The organism is Planococcus sp. SSTMD024, assembly GCF_041320495.1.
Taxonomy (GTDB): Bacteria; Bacillota; Bacilli; order Bacillales_A; family Planococcaceae; genus Planococcus.
On record NZ_JBGGNS010000023.1, the window covers coordinates 219,462 to 241,187 of the forward strand.

Here is a 21,726-nt window from a genome sequence, read left to right on the forward strand (position 1 = left end):
TGAACGCAAGTAACCGGGCCCGTCCCCGCCACGTTACGGTGTAGAGTTGGCAGCATTTAGCTGCAACAAGGGTGGTACCGCGAGCTTCTCGTCCCTTTCCAGGGATGGGGGCTTTTTATTATGCTTACAGGAGGAATGGAAAATGGATTATAAAGATACGTTATTGATGCCAAAAACCGAGTTTCCGATGCGCGGCAATTTACCGAACCGGGAACCTGAAATGCAAAAAAAGTGGGAAGAAATGGATATCTATAAAAAAGTGCAGGACCGGACGAAAGGCCGCCCGTTCTTCGTGCTTCATGACGGGCCGCCATACGCAAACGGCGATCTTCACATGGGACACGCTTTAAACAAAGTCTTGAAGGATATGATCGTCCGTTCACGCAGCATGATGGGCTTTCATGCCCCGTACGTTCCAGGCTGGGACACGCACGGTTTGCCGATCGAGCAGGCGTTAACGAATAAAGGTGTCAACCGCAAAGAATTGTCGCTCGCGGAATTCCGCAAGCTGTGCGAGGAATATGCGTACGAACAGATCGACAGCCAGCGTTCACAATTCAAACGCATCGGCGTACGCGGCGACTGGGAAAACCCATACGTCACATTGAAGCCATCATACGAAGCGCGCCAAATCGAAGTATTCGGTAAAATGGCCAACAAAGGCTATATCTACAAAGGCTTGAAGCCGGTCTACTGGTCGCCGTCGAGTGAATCTTCCCTTGCTGAAGCGGAGATCGAGTATCACGATAAAAAGTCGCCATCGATCTATGTATCCTTCCCGGTGGTAGATGGCAAAGGCGTTTTGGATGAGGGCACGAAGCTGGTCATCTGGACGACGACGCCTTGGACGATCCCTGCCAACCTCGGGATTTCCGTCCATGCCGATTTGGATTACGTGGAAGTCGCTCACGGCGGTTCGACATTTGTCGTCGCGAAAGATTTGCTCGAAGAAGTGGCGAAAGAGCTGGACTGGACGGATTACGAAGTGGTCCGCACAGTAAAAGGCCAGGAACTGGAGCATATCCAGGCAAAACACCCATTGTATGACCGCACGTCACTCGTCATGCTTGGCGACCACGTCACGACCGATTCCGGTACAGGCTGCGTCCACACCGCTCCCGGACACGGGGAAGATGACTTCTTGATCGGCAAGAAATACGGCTTGGATGTATTGTGCCCAGTCGATGAGCGCGGCGTCATGACAGAAGAAGCGCCAGGATTTGCGGGCGAGTTCTACGACAAAGCGAATAAATCGATCACTGAAGCGCTCGATGAAGCAGGCGCTTTAGAAGCCTTGTCATTCATCACCCACTCGTACCCGCATGACTGGCGCACGAAAAAACCGGTCATCTACCGGGCGACGGCGCAATGGTTCGTATCGATCGATGCGTTCCGCGACCAGATCTTAAAAGCGATCGACGAGACGGATTTCACGCCGGCATGGGGCGAAACCCGCCTTTACAATATGCTGCGCGACCGCGGCGACTGGAACATCTCCCGCCAGCGCGTATGGGGCGTTCCGATTCCGGTATTCTATGCGGAAAATGGCGATCCGGTCATCACGGAAGAAACGATTGCGCATATTGCGGATCTTTTCCGCGAGCACGGGTCGAACATCTGGTTCGAGCGCACGGCAGCGGAATTATTGCCGGAAGGGTTCACGCATCCGAGCAGCCCGAACGGCATCTTTACGAAAGAAATGGACATCATGGACGTCTGGTTCGATTCCGGTTCGTCCCACCAGGCAGTGCTCGATGAGCGCGAAGACCTGCAATACCCGGCGGACCTGTACCTTGAAGGCTCTGACCAATACCGCGGCTGGTTCAACTCCTCGCTTACGACGAGCGTCGCCATCAACGGCATCGCCCCGTACAAAGGCGTTTTGAGCCATGGCTTTACATTGGATGGCAATGGCCGCAAAATGAGCAAGTCGCTTGGCAACGTCATCGTGCCGGCAAAAGTCATGAACCAAATGGGAGCAGACATCTTGCGCCTGTGGGTTTCTTCTGTCGACTACACGGCGGATGTGCGCGTATCGGATGACAACTTCAAGCAAGTGTCTGAAGTGTACCGCAAAATCCGCAACACGCTGAAGTTCCTTCACGGCAACTTGGCTGATTTCGATGAAACAAAAGACCGCGTAGCGTTTGAAGACATGCGTGAAATGGACCAATACATGGTGATGAAATTGAATAAATTGATCGAAACAGCGACAAAAGGCTACGAGAACTATGAATTCGCATCTGTCTATCTGGCATTGAACAGCTATTGCGCCAATGACCTCAGCTCGTTCTATCTCGATGTCGCAAAAGACGTCGTCTATATCGAACGCGCTGACCATCCGCACCGCCGTGCGATGCAGACAGTCATGTTCGACAGCTTGATGGCACTTGTCAAGCTTGCATCCCCGATCTTGCCGCATACGGCGGATGAAATGTGGTCGTATCTGGAAGCCGCTTCAGAAGAAAGCGTCCAGTTGACCGACTTCCCGAAAGCCCAAGAGCGCCCAGAATTCAAGGATCTCGAAGAAAAATGGAGCCGTTTCATGGACGTCCGCGACGATGTCTTGAAAGCTTTGGAAGAAGCGCGTGCTGCGAAAACGATCGGGAAATCACTGGAAGCGAAAGTGACGGTCTTTGCAAGTGACGAGTTGGCGAACTTATTGCCGGCGATCGATTCGAATCTGGCGCAATTGTTCATCGTTTCCGAATATGAATTCGGCGGAACGAGAGAGCAGGCGCCGGAAAACGCATTGTCACTTGATGAAGTGTCAGTCGTCGTCGAAAAAGCACAAGGCGAGAAATGCGGCCGCTGCTGGACGATCTCGAAGCATGTCGGCGAATCGGAAGCACACCCTGAGCTTTGCCCGCGTTGTGCAGAAGTCGTTGAAATCGAATACGCTTAAGTTTGAACGGTCCGAAAGCCGGTTATCCGGTTTTCGGACTTTTTTCTTTTTTCGCCTGCTCTGTGTTAAAATGAATAGACTGATGAATGATGGAGGAAATACAAGTGATTTATTATGGGATTGCTCTACTAATTATTGCGTTGGATCAATGGACCAAATGGCTGGTCGTCAAAAATATGGAGCTCGGGGAACGGATTCCTGTGCTCGAACCGTATCTCGGATGGCTTTCCCACCGCAACCGCGGCGCGGCTTGGGGGATGCTAGAAGGGCAGATGTGGCTGTTTGCCCTCATCACTGTTGTGGTGATCGTGGCGATTCTGTATTATTTCCACAAGCATGCCGGAGGGCAGCCGCTGTTTCAATTGGCGCTGATGGTGCTGTTGGGAGGCGCAATCGGTAATTTCATCGACCGGATGTACCGCGGGGAAGTCGTCGATTTTGTCGATGTGCTGATTCCAGTAATCAATTATGATTTTCCGATCTTCAATGTAGCGGATGCTGCATTGACCATTGGCGTCGTCTTAATGGTCATTTATGTGATCATGGATGAAAAACAACAAAAGAAAAAGGTGTCTTAATGGAAGAACTGACAATAAACATTACAGAAGAACAAAAAGGCGAGCGAATCGACAAAGTGATTTCCGCCATCGATGAGGAATGGTCGCGCTCACAGATCAGCAATTGGGTCAAAGACGGCCATATCAAAGTGAACGGCGAAACAGTGAAACCGAATTACAAAGTGCGGCTGGAAGATGAAATCATCATCGCGCCGCCGCTATTGGAAGAATTGGATGCAGAACCGGAAAATTTGGACCTCGATGTCGTCTACGAAGATGAAGACGTGCTCGTCGTCAACAAACCGAAGGGCATGGTCGTCCACCCTGCGCCGGGACATGCGAGCGGGACGCTCGTCAACGGCCTCATGTACCATTGCACCGATCTTTCCGGCATCAACGGCATCGTGCGCCCGGGAATTGTCCACCGCATCGATAAAGATACGTCGGGTTTGTTGATGGTCGCGAAAAACGACCTTGCCCATGCATCCTTGGTGGACCAATTGGTCGAAAAATCCGTGACGCGCAAATACATCGCACTTGTCCACGGGCATATCGCCCATGACAAAGGCACAATTGATGCGCCGATTGCACGTGACCCGAAAGAGCGCCAAAAGATGGCTGTGGTCGATAAAGGAAAGCATGCGGTAACGCATTTCACCGTGCTTGAGCGTTTCGGTGATTTCACATTGGTGGAATGCCGGCTTGAAACAGGCCGTACACACCAGATCCGTGTCCACATGCGTTATATCGGCTTCCCGCTTGCCGGCGACCCGAAATATGGCCCGAGAAAGACGATGGATATCGGGGGCCAGGCTTTGCATGCGGCAGTGATTGGCTTTATCCATCCGCGGACAAAGGAATACCTGGAATTCTCGTCGGCTTTGCCAGCTGAATTCGAAGAACTTCTCGAGACTCTCCGCTGAGGGGGTTGACAAATGAAAGGGCTGTTCTTTATACTAAGACCAGTCAATTGAATACGCATCACCTTTAAGAACAGTCCAGAGAGGCTGAAAAGGGATATTCGCAAAGCCGGAAGTGTGTCTTCCGGAAGGTTTTTTTCTGCGCTTATGCACCCTTCGCCTCTTCGGCGGAGGGTTTTTTTCATGCAGAAATTTCGATGCAATCACAAAGGAGTGGAACACATGGCAGAAAAAGCGGTCATTCTCGATGACAAGGCGATTGGACGCGCGATTACACGGATCGCCCACGAAATCATCGAGCGCAATAAAGGAATCGACGGGTGCATCCTAGTCGGCATCAAGACAAGGGGCGCATTCATCGCCAAGCGTTTGGCGGAGAAAATCGAACAAATCGAAGGCAAAGCCATTCTGACAGGGGAACTGGACATCACGCTTTACCGGGATGATTTAAGCCAGAAAAACCCAGGCCAGGAACCGCTTGTCCAACAAGTCGATATCGAACATAGCATCAAAGACCAGAAAGTCATCCTAGTAGACGACGTACTCTACACGGGCCGCACTGTCCGCGCAGCAATGGACGCGGTCATGGACCTCGGGCGGCCGGCACAAATCCAGCTTGCCGTCCTGATCGACCGGGGGCACCGGGAGTTGCCGATCCGTTCCGATTACGTCGGGAAAAACATCCCGACATCGAGCGAAGAACGGATTGTCGTCGAGATGACAGAAAGCGACAGCACCGACCGCGTCACCATCAACGACTAAGAATTACTACAGAGACAGGGGAGAAACAGCTTGAGCAATGCCATTCTAGACATACACGATAAACCAAAAACGGGGCAATGGATTTCCCTTAGCCTGCAGCACATGTTCGCCATGTTCGGCGCCACGATCCTGGTACCGCAGCTGGTTGGCTTGAGCCCCGCGATCGCGCTATTGACGAGCGGCATCGCCACCATCATCTTTGTCCTTATCACGCAATTCAAAGTGCCGGCTTACCTCGGGTCTTCATTCGCCTTTATCGTCCCGATACAGATTGCGACGGAAACAGGCGGCATCGGCTCGGCGATGATCGGCGCGATGTTCGTCTCGCTCGTCTACGCGATCGTCTCGCTGATCATCTGGAAGACCGGCTACAAATGGCTCATGAAACTCTTGCCGCCGATTGTCGTCGGCCCCGTCATCATTGTCATCGGGCTGGCACTGTCCGGCACAGCGGTCGACATGGCCATGAACATCCCGACGGCAGACGGCGGTTCTGAGTACAGCCTGCTGCATTTCTCAGCGGCACTCGTCACGCTCGCTACTGCGATCATCTGCAATATTTATTTCAAGAACATCATCTCGCTCATGCCGATCCTGATCGGCATCATCGCGGGCTACGCTTACTCGGCGCTGATCGGCATCATTGACTTCAGCCCGGTGGCTGCTGCAAATTGGGTCCAAGTACCGGAATTTCTCTTGCCGGGCGTCGATTATTCTTTCCAAGTGACGCCGACCTTGCTGTTCGTCATGGTGCCAATCGCCATCGTCACGATCTCTGAGCATATCGGGCATCAGCTGGTGCTCGGCAAGATCGTCGAGCGCAATTACATAAAAGACCCGGGCCTGCACCGCTCGATTTTGGGCGACGGCATCGGAACGTTCATCTCCTCGCTTGTCGGGGGGCCGCCGAAAACGACTTACGGCGAAAACATCGGAGTACTGGCCATCACGAAAGTGTTCAGCGTCTACGTCATTCTGGGTGCTGCGGTATTCGCCATCCTGTTCTCCTTCTTCGGAAAATTGATGGCGGTCATCGACACGATTCCGACAGCAGTGCTCGGAGGCATCTCGATCCTGTTGTTTGGCATCATCGCCTCGTCCGGGCTGCGGATGCTTGTCGATAACGGCATCAACTTCGGCAACAACCGCAACTTGGTTATCTCGTCGGTCATCCTGGTCATCGGGATTGGCGGTGCGAAACTGGAGTTCAGCGAATCGTTCGCGATCGAAGGAATGGCGCTCGCTGCCATCGTCGGCGTAATCTTGAACTTGATCCTGCCTGGGCTTGATAAACAGGAGTTGGATGATGGAACTGAATAAACTTACCTTTTAAGGAATGTCCAGAGAGGCATGGAAAGGGTTATGGATAGGGGTGCAGTCTACCCTTATTTCCTTACACCTTCCTGCCCCTGGGAAGGTGTTTTTTTGTACAGTCAACGAAAGGGCGTGAGCAAATTGCCGAATCTGTTAACGATGAACAATCTCGAGAATGAAAAAATCATGAACTTGCTGAAGCGTGCCGAGCAGTTCGAAAAGGGTGAGACAGCATCACTCGACGGGGCGGTCGTCAATTTATTTTTCGAACCGAGCACACGGACGAAAATGAGCTTCGAGATGGCTGAACACCGGCTCGGGCTTTCCGTACTGCCATTCGAAACGGCCTTTTCCAGTATTCTCAAAGGCGAAACGCTCTATGATACGGTGAAAACGATGGAAGCGATCGGCGTCAAGGCGGTGATCATCCGCCACGAAGAAGAAGAGTATTACGAGCAGCTAGCAGGCTGCAAGGTAGCGGTCATCAACGGCGGCGACGGCTCTGGCCAGCACCCGACGCAATCATTGCTCGATCTGTATACGATCCAACAGGAATTCGGCCGCATTGACGGCATTCACGTGACGATTGTCGGCGACATCGCCCATAGCCGTGTCGCCAAATCGAATGCGGCCGCGCTGAAACAGCTCGGCGCGAACGTCAGCTTCGTCTGCCCGGAGGAGTGGAGCGGTGAATACGAGACGAGCGATGACTTGGATGCCTTGATCGGCGAAACGGACGTCGTCATGATGCTCCGCGTGCAACATGAACGGCACGCCGTCTCCGCGCTGTTTTCCAAAGAACGCTACCATAAAGAATTCGGGCTGACAGAAGCGCGCGAACGCAAAATGAAAAATGGCGCCATCATCATGCATCCAGCGCCGATCAACCGGGGAGTGGAAATCGCGGATTCGCTTGTCGAATGCCAGCGTTCCAGAATCTTCAAACAAATGGAAAATGGCGTTTTCGTCCGAATGGCTGTACTTGAATATGCAATGAAAGGGAGAGAATAAAATGGGATTATTTATTAAGAACGTAAAAATATTGAACGGGGAACACTTGGAGGAAACGAACATCCGTGTCAAGGAGGGCCGTATCGAGGAGATCGGCGCACAGTTGAACGGGCAAGGAGAAACGGAAATCGACGGCAAAGGCCGAATGATTGCACCAGGATTTGTGGACGTCCATGTCCATTTGCGTGAACCGGGGGGAGAAAAGAAAGAAACCATTGAAAGCGGCACGAAGTCAGCAGCGCGCGGCGGTTACACAACCATTTGCGCGATGCCGAACACACGGCCGGTACCCGACACGAAAGAAAATCTCGATCACGTCAATGGCTTGATCAAAAAAAATGCGCTCATCCGGGTTTTGCCTTATGCATCGATCACGATTCGCGAAGCAGGCAAAGAACGCACGAACTTAAAGGAACTGAAAGAACACGGCGCTTTTGCGTTCACTGACGACGGGGTGGGCATCCAGGAAGCGGGGATGATGTTCGAGACGATGAAAGAAGCGGCCGCACTCGATATGGCTGTGATCGCGCATTGCGAAGACAATAGCTTGATCTACGGCGGGGTCATGCACGACGGCAAACGAAGCCGCGAGCTGGGCTTGCCGGGAATCCCGTCCGTTGCGGAATCGGTCCATATCGCACGCGACATTCTCCTCGCTGAAGCAGCAGGGGCCCACTATCACGTCTGCCACGTCAGCACAAAAGAGTCGGTGCGCGTCATCCGCGATGCGAAACGGGCAGGCGTCCGCGTCACAGCAGAAGTGACACCCCACCATCTCTTGTTGACGGAAGAGGACATCCCGGGCGACGATGCGAATTACAAAATGAACCCGCCGCTTCGCGCACAAGAAGATTACGAAGCGCTTCACGAAGGGCTGCTCGACGGCACGCTCGATTTCATTGCGACTGACCACGCCCCGCATGCTGCGGAAGAAAAAGCGAACGGCATGGAAAAAGCGCCATTCGGCATCGTTGGATTCGAAACAGCGTTCCCGCTCCTTTATACGGAATTTGTGCAAAGCGGCAAATGGACACTCGGCCAATTGATCGGCTGGCTGACGAAAAAGCCGGCGGATGTGTTCGGCCTTCCTTACGGGACGCTCGAGGCAGGGCAAGCGGCCGACCTAGTACTGCTCGACTTGGAGAAACAGCAGGAAATCCGCACGGAAGAGTTCCTTTCCAAAGGAACGAATACGCCATTTGGCGGACAAACTTGCACCGGCTGGCCAGTCATGACCATTTTCGGCGGTGACATCGTATGGCAGGAGGAAAACTGATGAAACGTTATTTGATCTTAGAAGACGGAACAGTATTCGCGGGGGAAGCGTTCGGCGCACAATCGGCATCATTCGGGGAAGTGGTGTTCAACACGAGCATGACCGGCTATCAGGAGATTTTGTCCGACCCATCGTATTGCGGGCAGATCGTCACGATGACTTACCCGCTGCAAGGCAATTACGGCATCAATAGCGACGACTTCGAATCGATCGACCCGGCAGTCAAAGGCATGGTCGTCCGGGAAGCAGCTGATTTCCCGTCAAATTTCAGAAGCACGATGAGCTTGAGCGAATTGCTCGAGAAAAAGGGCATCCCGGGAATCGCCGGAATCGATACGCGGAAGCTGACGCGGCTGATTCGCGTTAACGGGTCGATCAAAGGCATCTTGACGGCTGCTGGGGAAGAACCGAATGTAGAACAAGTGGTCGAGAAGCTGAAAGAAACCCACTTGCCGACCGATCAAGTGGCGCAAGTGTCGATCACACGCCCTTATCCAAGCCCGGGACGCGGCAAGCGCGTCGTCTTGATCGATTACGGCATGAAGCACGGGATTTTGCGCGAACTGAACAAACGCAAATGCGACGTTATCGTCGTGCCGCACAATACGAGCGCGCAGGAAATTCTCGCCTGGGGCCCGGACGGCGTCATGTTGTCGAACGGCCCGGGAGATCCGAAAAACGTTCCGGAATGTGTGGAAGTCGTCGGCGAATTGCTCGGTGAAGTGCCTATTTTCGGGATTTGCCTCGGGCATCAATTGTTCGCAAGAGCGTGCGGAGCCGAGACGTTCAAGCTGAAGTTCGGCCACCGCGGCGGCAACCACCCGGTACGCGACCTGGTGACCGGCAAAATCGAAATCACGTCACAAAACCACGGCTATGCAGTCGATGAAGAGACCTTGCAAGGTACGCGGCTGAAAGTGACGCACACCGCAATCAATGACGGAACGAACGAAGGGCTGGCGCATCTCGATTACCCAGCTTTCACCGTGCAATACCACCCGGAATCTTCTCCGGGGCCGGAAGACTCGAATTATCTATTCGACCGATTTTTGGAAATGATGAACGCACAGCGGAAGGAGCAACAACATGCCTAAAAGACAAGATATCAAAAGCATCCTCGTAATTGGTTCAGGCCCGATCGTCATTGGCCAAGCTGCAGAATTTGACTACGCCGGTACACAAGCCTGCCTCGCTCTGAAAGAAGAAGGCTACCGCGTCATTTTGATCAACTCCAACCCGGCAACGATCATGACCGATACCGAAATCGCCGATAAAGTGTACATCGAGCCGATCACTTTGGAATTCGTCAGCCGCATCCTTAGAAAAGAGCGCCCGGATGCATTGCTTGCGACACTTGGCGGGCAAACAGGGCTCAACATGGCCATTGAACTGGACGAATCAGGGATTTTGGATGAACTGGAGATTGAAATCTTGGGGACCAAGCTGGAAGCGATCCATAAAGCGGAAGACCGCGATTTGTTCCGCACCTTGATGAACGAGCTCGGCGAACCGGTACCGGAATCTGACATCATCCACAATATGGAAGAAGCGAAGCGTTTTGTGGAAAGGATCGGCTATCCGGTCATCGTCCGCCCGGCGTTTACACTCGGCGGAACGGGCGGCGGCATTTGCCACAACGACGAGCAATTGCAGGAAATCGTCGCATCAGGCTTGAAATACAGCCCGGTGACGCAATGCTTGCTGGAAAAATCGATCGCCGGTTTCAAAGAAATTGAATACGAAGTGATGCGCGATGCGGAAGACACCGCCATCGTCGTCTGCAATATGGAAAACATCGATCCCGTCGGCATTCATACCGGCGACTCGATCGTCGTGGCGCCGAGCCAGACCTTATCAGACCGCGAATACCAAATGCTCCGCAATGTGTCGTTGAAAATCATCCGCGCCTTGAAAATCGAAGGCGGCTGCAACGTGCAGCTCGCACTCGACCCATACAGCTTCGATTATTACATCATCGAAGTGAACCCGCGCGTCAGCCGTTCTTCAGCGCTTGCCTCCAAAGCGACCGGTTACCCGATCGCGAAACTGGCAGCCAAAATCGCTGTCGGCTTGACGCTTGGCGAAATGATGAATCCGGTGACAGGGCGTACTTACGCCGCGTTCGAGCCAGCACTTGACTATGTCGTATCGAAAATCCCGCGCTGGCCATTCGATAAATTCGAAGCGGCCAAACGCAACCTCGGTACGCAAATGAAAGCGACCGGCGAAGTCATGGCAATGGGCCGGACGTTCGAGGAGTCGATGCTGAAAGCGGTCCGTTCGCTGGAAACCGGGCAATTCCACTTGGAGCTGAAAAATGGCACGGACATGAGCGACGAATGGATAGAAAAACGCATCCGCAAAGCGGGCGACGAAAGACTGTTCTTTATCGGCGAAGCACTCCGCCGCGGCGTGACGATCGAAACGCTCCACGACTGGAGCCAAATCGATTTGTTCTTCCTCGAGAAGTTCGATAAGATCGTGCGCTTTGAAGAAACCTTGCAGCAAAACCCATTTGATTATGAGACGGCGAAAAAAGCGAAACGCATGGGCTTTGCGGATAGAACAATCGCCAAGTTATGGACATCGGAAGAAGCAAAAGTATACGGATGGCGAAAAGAGCAGGGCTTGATGCCGGTCTATAAAATGGTCGACACGTGCGCTGCGGAATTTGAATCGGAAACGCCTTATTTCTACGGCAGCTACGAAGATGAAAATGAATCGATCCGCACCGACAAAGAAAGTGTCATCGTGCTCGGATCGGGCCCGATCCGCATCGGACAGGGCGTCGAATTTGATTACGCAACGGTCCATTCCGTGTGGGCAATCAAAGAAGCCGGGTATGAGGCGATCATCATCAACAACAACCCGGAAACGGTGTCGACGGATTTCTCGATTTCCGACAAGCTCTACTTCGAGCCTTTGACCATTGAAGACGTCATGCACATCATCGACCTCGAACAACCGAAAGGCGTCGTCGTCCAATTCGGCGGGCAGACCGCAATCAACTTGGCCGACAAGCTCGAGAAAAACGGCGTGAAGATTCTTGGTACGACTTTAGAAGACATCGACCGTGCGGAAAACCGCAACAAGTTCGAAGCGGCGCTCCATGAAATCGGCATCCCGCAGCCGCTCGGCAAAACGGCGGTGTCGACAGAAGAAGCAGTTGTTATCGCTTCCGACATCGGATATCCGGTACTGGTCCGCCCGTCTTACGTACTCGGGGGGCGTGCGATGGAAATTGTCTACAACGAAGGCGACTTGATCCATTATATGGAGCACGCAGTCGAAGCAAGCCCGGAACATCCGGTATTAGTCGACCGCTACTTAACGGGGGAAGAAATTGAAGTCGATGCCATCAGCGATGGAGAAAACGTTTTGATACCGGGGATCATGGAACATATCGAACGGGCAGGCGTGCACTCTGGAGATTCGATTGCGGTTTATCCGCCGCAAAATATTTCGCCGCAGCAAATCGAAACCTTGACCGATTACACGACACGGCTTGCCAAAGGCTTGAACATTGTCGGCCTCTTGAACATCCAGTACGTCATCTCAAAAGGCGAGGTGTTCGTCATCGAAGTCAATCCGCGCTCAAGCCGCACGGTGCCGTTCCTCAGCAAAATCACCGGCATCCCGATGGCAAATATCGCGACCAAAGCGATTTTGGGGCAAAGCATTGTCGACCAAGGCTATACAACGGGCCTTGCGCCGCTGAAAAAAGGCGTCTACGTCAAAGTGCCGGTGTTCTCATTCGCGAAACTGCGCCGCGTCGACATCACGCTCGGGCCGGAAATGAAATCGACTGGGGAAGTGATGGGCAAAGACGTGACGCTTGAAAAAGCGCTCTATAAAGGATTGGCTGCGGCCGGCATGGAAGTGAAAGACCATGGCACCGTGCTTCTGACCGTCTCGGATAAGGATAAAGAAGAAGCCGTTGGGCTCGCGAAACGCTTCCGGGACATCGGATACCAAATTATGGCAACTGGCGGCACGGCGCAAGCTTTCGAATCTGCCGGCATTGCCGTGGCAGAAGTCGGAAAAATCGGTGCGGAAGGCCGCACTTTGCTGGATGTCATCCAGAACGGCGATGCGCAGATCGTCATCAACACTTTGACAAAAGGCAAGCAGCCGGAGCGCGACGGGTTCCGCATCCGCCGGGAATCGGTTGAAAACGGCGTTCCGTGCTTGACTTCACTCGATACAGCGGAAGCGATGCTCAGAGTCATCGAATCGATGACCTTCCAGGCAGAGGAAATGGGGGCAGGTGTATGATCAAACAGGAGAACATGGCGATCGTCTCCCAAGTTGAAATCGCCAAGAACATTTTCGAACTGACCGTCACGGGATCTTTGGTACAGGAAATGAAAGAGCCAGGGCAATTTGTCCATGTGCGCGTGGCGGACAGTTTCGAACCGTTATTGCGCCGGCCGATTTCAGTGGCAAAAATCGATAAGGAAGCATCCAGCTTCACAATGATCTACCGGTCGGAAGGGCGCGGAACCGGCTTATTGTCCCAAAAGACAGAACGTGACACATTGGATGTGCTGGGGCCTCTGGGCCATGGTTTCCCGGTTGATGAAGCTGGAAAGAAAGCCTATTTGATCGGTGGGGGGATTGGCGTGCCGCCGCTTTACGAACTGGCGCGGCAGTTGAATGCAAGAGGTGTGGAAACCGTCCACATTCTCGGGTTTGAAAGCAGTGAAGCGGTGTTTTACGAAGATAAATTCCGCGCTCTCGGCGATACGCATATTGCGACAGTCGACGGTTCGCACGGGACAGAAGGCTTCGTGACGCATATTTTAAACGCGTTGCCGAGCGATTTCGACACGTATTATTCTTGCGGGCCGACACCGATGCTTGAAGCGGTGCAATGGGCGTACCCAGAGAAAAAAGGGTTTTTATCGTATGAACAGCGCATGGGCTGTGGCATCGGGGCATGCTTTGCATGCGTCTGCCGGACGACCAGAAGCGAAACGGATTACATCAAAGTGTGTTCAGATGGCCCCGTATTTCCAGCAGGGGTGGTGATTTCATGACGGATTTAAGCGTGAAATTGCCTGGCCTTGACTTGAAAAATCCGATCATGCCGGCATCCGGCTGCTTCGGGTTCGGAAAAGAATACGCCCAGCTCTATGATTTGTCGAAACTCGGATCAATCATGATCAAAGCGACAACTGCCGAGATGCGTCTTGGCAACCCGACACCGCGCGTTGCGGAAACTTCCTCCGGCATGCTCAATGCCATCGGGCTGCAAAACCCGGGGCTTGAAAAAGTGTTCGGCGAAGAACTGCCGTGGCTCAATCAATTCGACGTGCCGATCATCGCCAACGTGGCCGGTTCACTCGCAGAAGACTATGTTGAAGTGGCAAAAACCATTTCCAAAGCGCCGAATGTCCATGCGCTGGAGTTGAATATTTCCTGCCCGAACGTCAAGCAAGGCGGCATCACATTCGGGACGGACCCGAATGTCGCGAAAGAATTGACGCGCATGGTAAAAGACGTCTCGGACGTGCCGGTCTATGTGAAATTATCGCCGAACGTTACCGATGTCGTCCACCTGGCAAAAGCGGTCGAAGAAGGCGGGGCGGATGGGATCACGATGATCAATACGCTGCTCGGCATGCGGCTTGATGCGAAAACGGGCCGACCGGTCATCGCCAATATCACAGGTGGTTTGTCAGGACCTGCGATCAAACCGGTGGCACTGCGCATGGTATATGAAGTGCGGCGCCATACCGGTTTGCCAATCATTGGCATGGGGGGCATTGCGGAAGTGGATGATGTCATCGACTTTTTATCGGCGGGAGCGAATGCGGTCGCAGTCGGTACAGCAAACTTCGTCAACCCGTTCGTGTGCCCTGAACTGATCGACAAACTGCCGGAACGCTTGCATGAACTTGGTTACGAATCCGTTCAAGAACTCACCGGAAGGAGCCATCGCTTATGACCACCAAACCGATTATTGCACTCGATTTCCCGTCGAAACTCGATGTGGAAGAATTCTTGTCGGAGTTCACGGAACCCTTGTTTCTGAAAGTGGGAATGGAATTGTTCTATCAGGAAGGGCCGGAGCTCGTCGATACATTGAACCTTTATGGCCATGACATTTTCCTGGATTTGAAATTGCATGACATCCCGAATACCGTCGAATCGGCCATGCGCCGCATAGCAGAGCTTGGCGTTGATATGGTCAATGTCCATGCAGCAGGCGGGTTGGCCATGATGGAAGCCGCAAAACGCGGGCTTTCGGGCAGCGGAACAAAGTTGATTGCGGTAACGCAATTGACCTCGACCAGTGAGCAGCAAATGCAACAAGAGCAATTGATTCCGGTGAGCCTGGAAGAGTCGGTCTTGCATTATGCGAAACTCGCCAAACAGGCAGGGCTTGACGGTGTCGTCTGTTCGGTGCATGAAGCAAAAGCGATTGGCGAGGCATGCGGCGAAGATTTCCTGCGCGTCACACCGGGCATCCGCCCGGCTGCATCGGAAAGCCACGACCAAAAGCGCATCGCAACGCCTGGTGATGCAAAAGCACAAGGCTCAACCCATATTGTCGTCGGGAGAGCCATCACCCGCTCGGAAAACCCGCAAAAAAGCTATGACTATATTAACGGAGAATGGAGCGGTCGTTCATGAAAAAGCAAATCGCACAACAACTACTGTCCATCGGCGCAGTGGAGCTGCGCCCGAATGATCCCTTTACGTGGGCATCAGGCGTCAAATCGCCGATTTATTGCGACAATCGGCTGACGATGTCGTATCCAGCAGTCCGCAAGGCAATCGCGGATGGGCTGGCGGATACGATTCGCCGCGAGTATCCGGGTACGCAAGTGATTGCGGGCACCGCAACAGCAGGCATCCCGCATGCGGCATGGGTGGCGGAACGCCTTGATTTGCCGATGGTTTATGTGCGTTCGAAACCAAAAGGCCACGGGCAATCGAATTTGATCGAAGGAAGAATAGAGCCAGGTCAAAAAGCGGTTGTTATCGAAGACTTAATCTCGAAAGGCGGCTCGGTGCTGCAGGCGGCACAAGCGTTACAAGATGCCGGATTTGAAGTTGCGGGAATCGCGGCGATTTTCACTTACGGGTTGCCACAGGCAGAGCAAGCGATACAGGAAGCCGGCTTCACCTTCCGGACCTTGACGGATTTCCCGGCACTGGTTGAACAAGCCAGGGAAAGCGGAGCGATAGCAGCAGAAGATTTGCCGATGCTCAGCGAGTGGCACGAAAAACTGAAAGCCGGCGCATTGACTTCATAAGAAAACCTTCGCCCATCCTGTTGATGGGCGAAGGTTTTTTTCAGCCATGCGGGGAAATAAAGAATAAGAAAAAGGGGTATGGTACAACTAACGATAAGGAGGCGGTAGACATGGGACTTACCAAACAAGAAATCCATAAATGGACGGATGAATATCCGTTGATGGCGGATTTGCTCGACTTGAAGCCGGTCGTCTGGCTGAATCCTAAACGCCGGGAAATGGATCAATTACAAGGATTGCCGGTGACAATCGATGACCTGGAAGAGGCAGAACAATTATGGTTGCGCTTCGCTCCGTATTTGATGAAAGTGTTCCCCGAGACGATTGAAACGGGCGGCATCATCGAATCGGAATTGCGGCCGGCCGATCGCATGAAAGCCCAATTGGAAACATACTATGGTGAGCAGTTGCCGGGGAAGCTATTTATCAAATGCGACAATGAATTGCCGGTTGCGGGATCGGTCAAGGCGCGCGGCGGATTTTTTGAAGTGCTGCGCCATGCAGAAAGCCTGGCGTTGAAAGAAGGGCACATCACGCGTGAGGAAGCTTATGAATGGTTTGCAACGGATGAAGCCAAAAAATTCTTCGGAAACTATTCTGTCGGCGTCGGCTCGACAGGAAATCTGGGCTTGAGCATCGGCATACTCAGCGCTGAACTCGGCTTCAAGGTCTCCGTCTATATGTCAGCGGACGCCAAAGCGTGGAAAAAAGAGTTGCTTCGGAAAAAAGGGGTACGCGTTGTCGAATTCAACGGTGATTTCAGTGAAGCGGTCACGGCAGGGCGCGAAGAGACGCTCCATCTGCCGAACGGCTATTTTGTCGATGATGAGAAATCCCGTGAATTGTTTTTGGGCTATGGCGTTGCTGCGATCCGTTTGAAACATCAACTGGAACAAAGAGACATTCCGGTAGACAAGGAGCATCCGCTATTCGTCTATTTGCCATGCGGTGTCGGCGGGGCGCCTGGGGGTATCGCATTCGGGCTGCGCCACATGTTCGGTGATCACGTCCACCCGGTGTTCATCGAACCGACGCATTCCCCTGCTGTCTTGCTCGGGCTCATGACGGGCTTGAAGAGCGGCATCTGTGTCCAGGACATCGGCATCGACAACAGGACGGAAGCGGACGGGCTCGCAGTCGGCAGGGCATCGAGCTTCGCGTCGACGAGTTCTGAGCAATTGATTTCGGCCATTGCAACGGTCGAGGACGAGGAATTGTTCCCGCTGCTCGCCATGTTGAAAGACAGTGAAGGGGTCAAGGTCGAACCTTCTGCAGCAGCCGGGTTTGCCGGGCCATTCATGCTGGCAGCGACAAATTATGCCAAAGAACATGGCGTCGATCCGGAAAAAGCGGCACATATCGTCTGGCTGACGGGAGGAGCGCTTGTGCCTGAAGAAGAGATGGCCGGATTTTATGCAAGAGGGCTGAATAAACTGAAATGATAAGCAGGATTTTCAACCCATTCAACGAATAGAAGAGTGAACGATAAACGAAAAAGAAGGGAAGCGGAGACATGGCCATTCAAGCGAACCAAATTTTCGTTAATTTGCCGGTTAAGGATTTGGAGAGGTCGATGAAGTTTTTTGGCGAGATGGGCTTTGATTTCGATGAACGGATGACGGATAATAACGCCACCTGCATGATCATCGGCCACAATATGTACGCCATGCTGCTGGTGGAGGACTTTTTCAAAAGCTTCACCCATAGAGACATTGCCGATACCTCCAAAAGTGCAGAGGCAATCGTTGCCTTGTCGGCATCAAGCCGTGAAGAAGTCGATGTATGGGTGGAAAAAGCGATGGCAGCAGGGGGCAGTTCCGCGAACGAGCCGATGGACAATAAGTTTATGTATTCCTGGAGTTTTCACGACCCGGACGGCCATTTATGGGAAGTCATGTACATGGAAGACGAAGCCTTTGAATAATAAAACCGCACCGGATAAATTTCCGGTGCGGTTTTAGGTTTATAGGTATTCGGCGTAGCGTTTTTCCAGGTAGTTCTGCAGCACGGTCATGACTGTGCAAATGGCCCAGTAGATGAGCGCGACCAGGATGAGCAATGTCAACAAGTCGTATTCCCGTGCGCCGACAATCCGCGCTTTCTGGAAAATCTCGGGCACCGTGATCATCGCCGCGAGAGACGAGGCCTTGATCAAGTCCAAATAGACATTCGACAAAGGCGGCACGGCTATACGGACCGATTGCGGCAGGATGATCCTGCGCATCGTCTGCCAATAGCTGAGTCCGAGTGCGGTGGACGATTCCCATTGCCCTTTGTCGACAGAAGCAAGTGCCGATCGGAAAACTTCGGCGATATAGGCAGCGCTGTTGATGGTGAAGCCGATGAGCGCTGCTTGCAAGGCGGTGAATTCAAGGCCGATGACAGGGAGTGCAAAATACAGTAAAAACAAGATGACGAGAATCGGCACTCCCCGCATGAATGATATATACAGGCGCGCCGGCAGATGGAGCAGCGGCTGTTTCGACGTCCTGGCGAGCGCCATGAAAAATCCGATGACCAGGCCGCCGAGCATGCTGCCCATCGAGATCAATAATGTAAGCCAAATGCCTTCAAGCACATAGGGCAAGGAATTGATCGCAAGCTCCGGGTCGAACAACAGCCCCCATTCAATATCGCTCATAGCTATGGGCCTCCTTTAATTTTCCTCTTCGATATCCGGTTCGACCGAGACATCCGCTCCGTCGAAGAATTCAGCTGAAATTTCGCTAATCGTGCCGTCGGATAGCATTTCCTCAAGTGCAGCATTCACTTGTTCGAGGAGTTCTTCATTATCCTCATTGACGACCAGGCCGACTTCAGACGGCAAGTATTGAATATCGGGATGGATGGTGATGTTCAATTCCGGAAAAGCGGCTACACCGAACTTCGATAAATAATAATCGTTCAAAATGACGTCGGTCCGGCCAATCGACACATCGCGCAAATAGATTTCATTTGTCGCGTTGTCATAGGTCACTTCTTCAGCCCCGTAATCGCGGGCGATCTGCATATAAACGGATGTCGAGACGCCGGCTGCTTTTTTCCCTTCCAAGTCTTCCAAAGATTCGATGCCGGACAGGTCATCTTTTCGGACGACCGCTGTCCCGTAGGAATATTTGATCGGTGTGGAGAACAGGAATTGATCGGTCATGTCTTCTGTCACTTCGATATCGTTCGCTGCCATATCGAGTTGGCCCGTGCTGACACTTGTCAGCATTTCGTCGAAACCGAGTTCGCGGAATTCGACCTCAAGGTCCAAGCGTTCGCCGAGTTCGCGCACGACTTCCACTTCAAAGCCGGTCAATTCGCCGCTTTCTTCGTCGCGGAACGAAGTGGCCAAAAGCGTGCCGGATGTACCAACTGTCAACACGCCTTCTTCCTGGATGCGGTCCCATTCCGATGGCTGTTCCGTTTCAGCAGCATCATCTCCGCAAGCTGATAGGGCAACCGCTGCCGTACCGAACAGGGCAGCAGTTATGTATGTTCGTTTCGTTAAAATAGTCAATGATAGGCCTCCTTATAATATGTCCTATAAAAAGATAGCATTAACTATAGCTTGGGGCAATGCTTTGTCGATTTTAATGATATTATAATATTATTATGTAAACAAAAACGAACTCAATGAAACGCCCGTGCCAGCGGATGGCCAGTACGGGCAGGTTTTAACTCATTTCTTCAATTTCAATACCAGGTCTTCATCAGGTGTAACATAAACGGTTTTCTGCTCGAAATATATTACGAATCCCGGCTTGGCGCCGCTCGGTTTTTTCACTTGGCGGACTTCGGTGTAATCGACAGGGACGGAAGCCGATTCGCGCGCTTTGCTGAAATAAGCGGCGATGCTGGCAGCTTCTAGGATGGTGTCTTCATCCGGGTCTTGGGAGTGGATGATGACGTGCGACCCTGGAATGTCTTTCGTGTGCAGCCATGTATCGGATTTCGATGCGACTTTGAATGTCACGTAATCGTTTTGCTTATTGTTCTTGCCGACGGAAATCGGGATGCCGGTGCTTGATACATAATGCTCGACATTCGGTTTTTGCGGTTTTTTCTTTTTCTTCGATTTCTGTGCCTTCATATAGCCTTGCTCCGCCAACTCTTCGCGGATCTCTTCGATATCGGAGAGCCCGGCTTGCTGGACTTGCTGCATGAGCAATTCGAAATAGCGGATGTCTTCTTGCGTTTTCTCGATTTGCTCATGCGTTTTAACGACGGCCGTCTTGGCCTTTTGATAGCGCGAGTAGTATTTCTGGGAATTCTCGATCGGGGTTTTGCGCGGGTCGAGCGTGATTGTCACAGTTTCTTCATTATAATAATTGACGACTTCCGCTTGTTTCATTCCCTTTTTGATGGTGTGCAGATTGGCCATGATCAATTCGCCGTTCAATTGCAATTGATCGCGTTTTTGCGCTTGATCCTGTTCTTTCTGAAGCTTTTTCAGCTTCAATTTCAGTTTGGCGATTTCGTTCTGCAGCCAGCGCTCCAAATCACCTGCCTGCTGCTTGACGCGGTCGCGTTCGGCTTTCGCATAATAAATCCGGTCGAGCAATTCGGATAAATTGTCAAAGCGCATATTGTCCTGCCCGAGATGCGTCAATTCAGTCGCAGAAAAATAGCTTTTCCCTTGCTGTTCGACATAATAGCCGTTTGGTTCCGGAGCAGTGAAATCCTGCAAAAAGGCAGCTGCGCTTTCCGGATCCTGCTCGAGCCGGTAATTCAGCTCTTTCGCTGTCAGCGGGGAAAAGCCGGCAAACCGGGAGACGATTTCCTTGTCGGTGAGCCCGCTGAAGTCTGCATCCGCTGCAAATGGATCTTGTTTATCTTGATTCGGCGGAAAAATATAATCCTGGCCAGGCAAAATCGTCCGGTAGGAGTTGACGCTCGGCGGCAAATGTTTGAGGCTGTCGAGAATCATGTCGCGCTCAGCGTCGACTAAAATGATATTCGAATGCCGGCCCATCATTTCAACATGAAGCTCGCGTTCAATCTCGTCGCCGATTTCATTGCGTGCGCGGATGCGCAGGATGATCAGCCGGTCGGATCCGTGCTGCTGGACGCCTGTGATGACGCCGCCTTCAATATGCTTCCGGAGCAGCATGCAAAACATCGGCGGTTCTGACGGGTTGACGTTTGCCGTGTTCGTCAGATGGATCCGCGAATAGGACGGGTGGATCGAGATGAGCAGTTTATGGTTTTTTCCTTGTGCGCGTATATGCAGGAGCAGTTCGAGCTGATTAGGCTGATGAACTTTTGAAATCCTTCCGGTGATGAGCTGTTGCAATTCGCTCGTCATCGCTTTCGTAAATAATCCATCAAATGCCATGAAAAATCCCTCTTTCAAATCGTTTTGTTCCATCTTATCATTTTCGCGGAAGAATATGATATAATAAGACAGTTAGTTTTAAGCGTGAATATATTACTTGAGCATCGATGGCGGTGAGGAAGATGAAGAGAAAGCCGAAGTTTATATCCATCGGGTCGGGCAATGCGGTGTCAGTGAACCGCATCGTTTCGATGATCCAGCCGGACTCGGCGCCTTCCAAGCGCTTGATGCAGGAAGCGCGCAGCAAAGGCCTGCTCGTCGATGCGACAGGCGGCAAGAAGACCAAGTCGATCTTTATCATGGATAGCGATCATGTGGTCATTTCCGCTTTGTCGGTCGAGACGGCACTTGCGCGGATTGAAGAAAATGATGATGAGGCAAGCGAGGGATAAA

General features: G+C 52.4%; 19 protein-coding genes and 1 other annotated feature (1 of these 20 cut by a window edge). Of the genes, 16 read left to right on the top strand and 3 right to left on the bottom strand.

The features are described 5' to 3' along the window. Positions 1-99 (top strand) — a binding site (T-box leader) (it extends 110 nt beyond the left edge of the window). Between the two features lie 43 nt (positions 100-142). The 15 genes from ileS (at position 143) to AB9R92_RS15395 (ending at position 17,934) form a co-directional block, all read left to right on the top strand. Then, on the top strand, positions 143-2,905 hold the full coding sequence (gene ileS, locus AB9R92_RS15325) for an isoleucine--tRNA ligase (RefSeq protein ID WP_370670312.1): 2,763 nt from the start codon (positions 143-145) through the stop codon (positions 2,903-2,905). Between the two features lie 104 nt (positions 2,906-3,009). Beyond that, a complete protein-coding gene (gene lspA, locus AB9R92_RS15330; protein ID WP_216968808.1) occupies positions 3,010-3,483 on the top strand; it encodes a signal peptidase II in 474 nt (157 codons plus the stop codon). Then, positions 3,483-4,385, top strand: coding sequence for an RluA family pseudouridine synthase (locus AB9R92_RS15335; protein ID WP_370670313.1), 903 nt, complete (start codon positions 3,483-3,485; stop codon positions 4,383-4,385). The genes lspA and AB9R92_RS15335 overlap by 1 nt, the downstream gene beginning before the upstream one ends. A gap of 219 nt (positions 4,386-4,604) precedes the next feature. Further along, positions 4,605-5,144: a bifunctional pyr operon transcriptional regulator/uracil phosphoribosyltransferase PyrR gene (pyrR, locus tag AB9R92_RS15340; protein ID WP_370670314.1), complete on the top strand. Its 540-nt coding sequence runs from the start codon at positions 4,605-4,607 to the stop codon at positions 5,142-5,144. Positions 5,145-5,174: 30 nt separating this feature from the next. Continuing rightward, on the top strand, positions 5,175-6,464 hold the full coding sequence (locus AB9R92_RS15345) for a solute carrier family 23 protein (RefSeq protein ID WP_370670315.1): 1,290 nt from the start codon (positions 5,175-5,177) through the stop codon (positions 6,462-6,464). Between the two features lie 135 nt (positions 6,465-6,599). Continuing rightward, entirely contained in the window at positions 6,600-7,469 is an 870-nt protein-coding gene (locus AB9R92_RS15350) for an aspartate carbamoyltransferase catalytic subunit (protein ID WP_370670614.1), read from the top strand. 1 nt (position 7,470) lies between these two features. Further along, a complete protein-coding gene (locus AB9R92_RS15355) occupies positions 7,471-8,745 on the top strand; it encodes a dihydroorotase (RefSeq protein ID WP_370670316.1) in 1,275 nt (424 codons plus the stop codon). Further along, positions 8,745-9,839, top strand: coding sequence for a carbamoyl phosphate synthase small subunit (locus tag AB9R92_RS15360; protein WP_370670317.1), 1,095 nt, complete (start codon positions 8,745-8,747; stop codon positions 9,837-9,839). The genes AB9R92_RS15355 and AB9R92_RS15360 overlap by 1 nt, the downstream gene beginning before the upstream one ends. Further along, entirely contained in the window at positions 9,832-13,020 is a 3,189-nt protein-coding gene (carB, locus tag AB9R92_RS15365) for a carbamoyl-phosphate synthase large subunit (protein WP_370670318.1), read from the top strand. The genes AB9R92_RS15360 and carB overlap by 8 nt, the downstream gene beginning before the upstream one ends. Beyond that, positions 13,017-13,784, top strand: a complete 768-nt coding sequence (locus AB9R92_RS15370) for a dihydroorotate dehydrogenase electron transfer subunit (protein ID WP_370670319.1) — start codon at positions 13,017-13,019, stop codon at positions 13,782-13,784. Before carB ends, AB9R92_RS15370 begins: the two co-directional genes overlap by 4 nt. Further along, positions 13,781-14,695, top strand: coding sequence for a dihydroorotate dehydrogenase (locus AB9R92_RS15375; RefSeq protein WP_370670320.1), 915 nt, complete (start codon positions 13,781-13,783; stop codon positions 14,693-14,695). Before AB9R92_RS15370 ends, AB9R92_RS15375 begins: the two co-directional genes overlap by 4 nt. Further along, complete coding sequence (pyrF, locus tag AB9R92_RS15380) at positions 14,692-15,384, top strand: orotidine-5'-phosphate decarboxylase (protein ID WP_370670321.1); 693 nt, start codon at positions 14,692-14,694, stop codon at positions 15,382-15,384. Before AB9R92_RS15375 ends, pyrF begins: the two co-directional genes overlap by 4 nt. Then, positions 15,381-16,010 (top strand): orotate phosphoribosyltransferase, encoded by a 630-nt coding sequence (pyrE, locus tag AB9R92_RS15385; protein ID WP_370670322.1) that lies wholly within the window; start codon positions 15,381-15,383, stop codon positions 16,008-16,010. The genes pyrF and pyrE overlap by 4 nt, the downstream gene beginning before the upstream one ends. A gap of 110 nt (positions 16,011-16,120) precedes the next feature. Further along, on the top strand, positions 16,121-17,452 hold the full coding sequence (locus tag AB9R92_RS15390; RefSeq protein ID WP_370670323.1) for a D-serine ammonia-lyase: 1,332 nt from the start codon (positions 16,121-16,123) through the stop codon (positions 17,450-17,452). 71 nt (positions 17,453-17,523) lie between these two features. After that, complete coding sequence (locus tag AB9R92_RS15395) at positions 17,524-17,934, top strand: VOC family protein (RefSeq protein WP_370670324.1); 411 nt, start codon at positions 17,524-17,526, stop codon at positions 17,932-17,934. A gap of 39 nt (positions 17,935-17,973) precedes the next feature. Here AB9R92_RS15395 and AB9R92_RS15400 read toward each other — a convergent pair whose 3' ends face one another. The 3 genes from AB9R92_RS15400 to AB9R92_RS15410 form a co-directional block, all read right to left on the bottom strand. Then, positions 17,974-18,651, bottom strand: coding sequence for an amino acid ABC transporter permease (locus AB9R92_RS15400; protein WP_058383536.1), 678 nt, complete (start codon positions 18,649-18,651; stop codon positions 17,974-17,976). A gap of 15 nt (positions 18,652-18,666) precedes the next feature. Next, entirely contained in the window at positions 18,667-19,509 is an 843-nt protein-coding gene (locus AB9R92_RS15405) for a transporter substrate-binding domain-containing protein (protein WP_370670615.1), read from the bottom strand. Between the two features lie 168 nt (positions 19,510-19,677). Continuing rightward, a complete protein-coding gene (locus AB9R92_RS15410; RefSeq protein WP_370670325.1) occupies positions 19,678-21,333 on the bottom strand; it encodes an Rqc2 family fibronectin-binding protein in 1,656 nt (551 codons plus the stop codon). Between the two features lie 122 nt (positions 21,334-21,455). Here AB9R92_RS15410 and AB9R92_RS15415 point away from each other — a divergent pair, with 122 nt between their 5' ends. Next, a complete protein-coding gene (locus AB9R92_RS15415; protein ID WP_370670326.1) occupies positions 21,456-21,725 on the top strand; it encodes an extracellular matrix/biofilm biosynthesis regulator RemA family protein in 270 nt (89 codons plus the stop codon). Position 21,726: the final 1 nt, after the last annotated feature.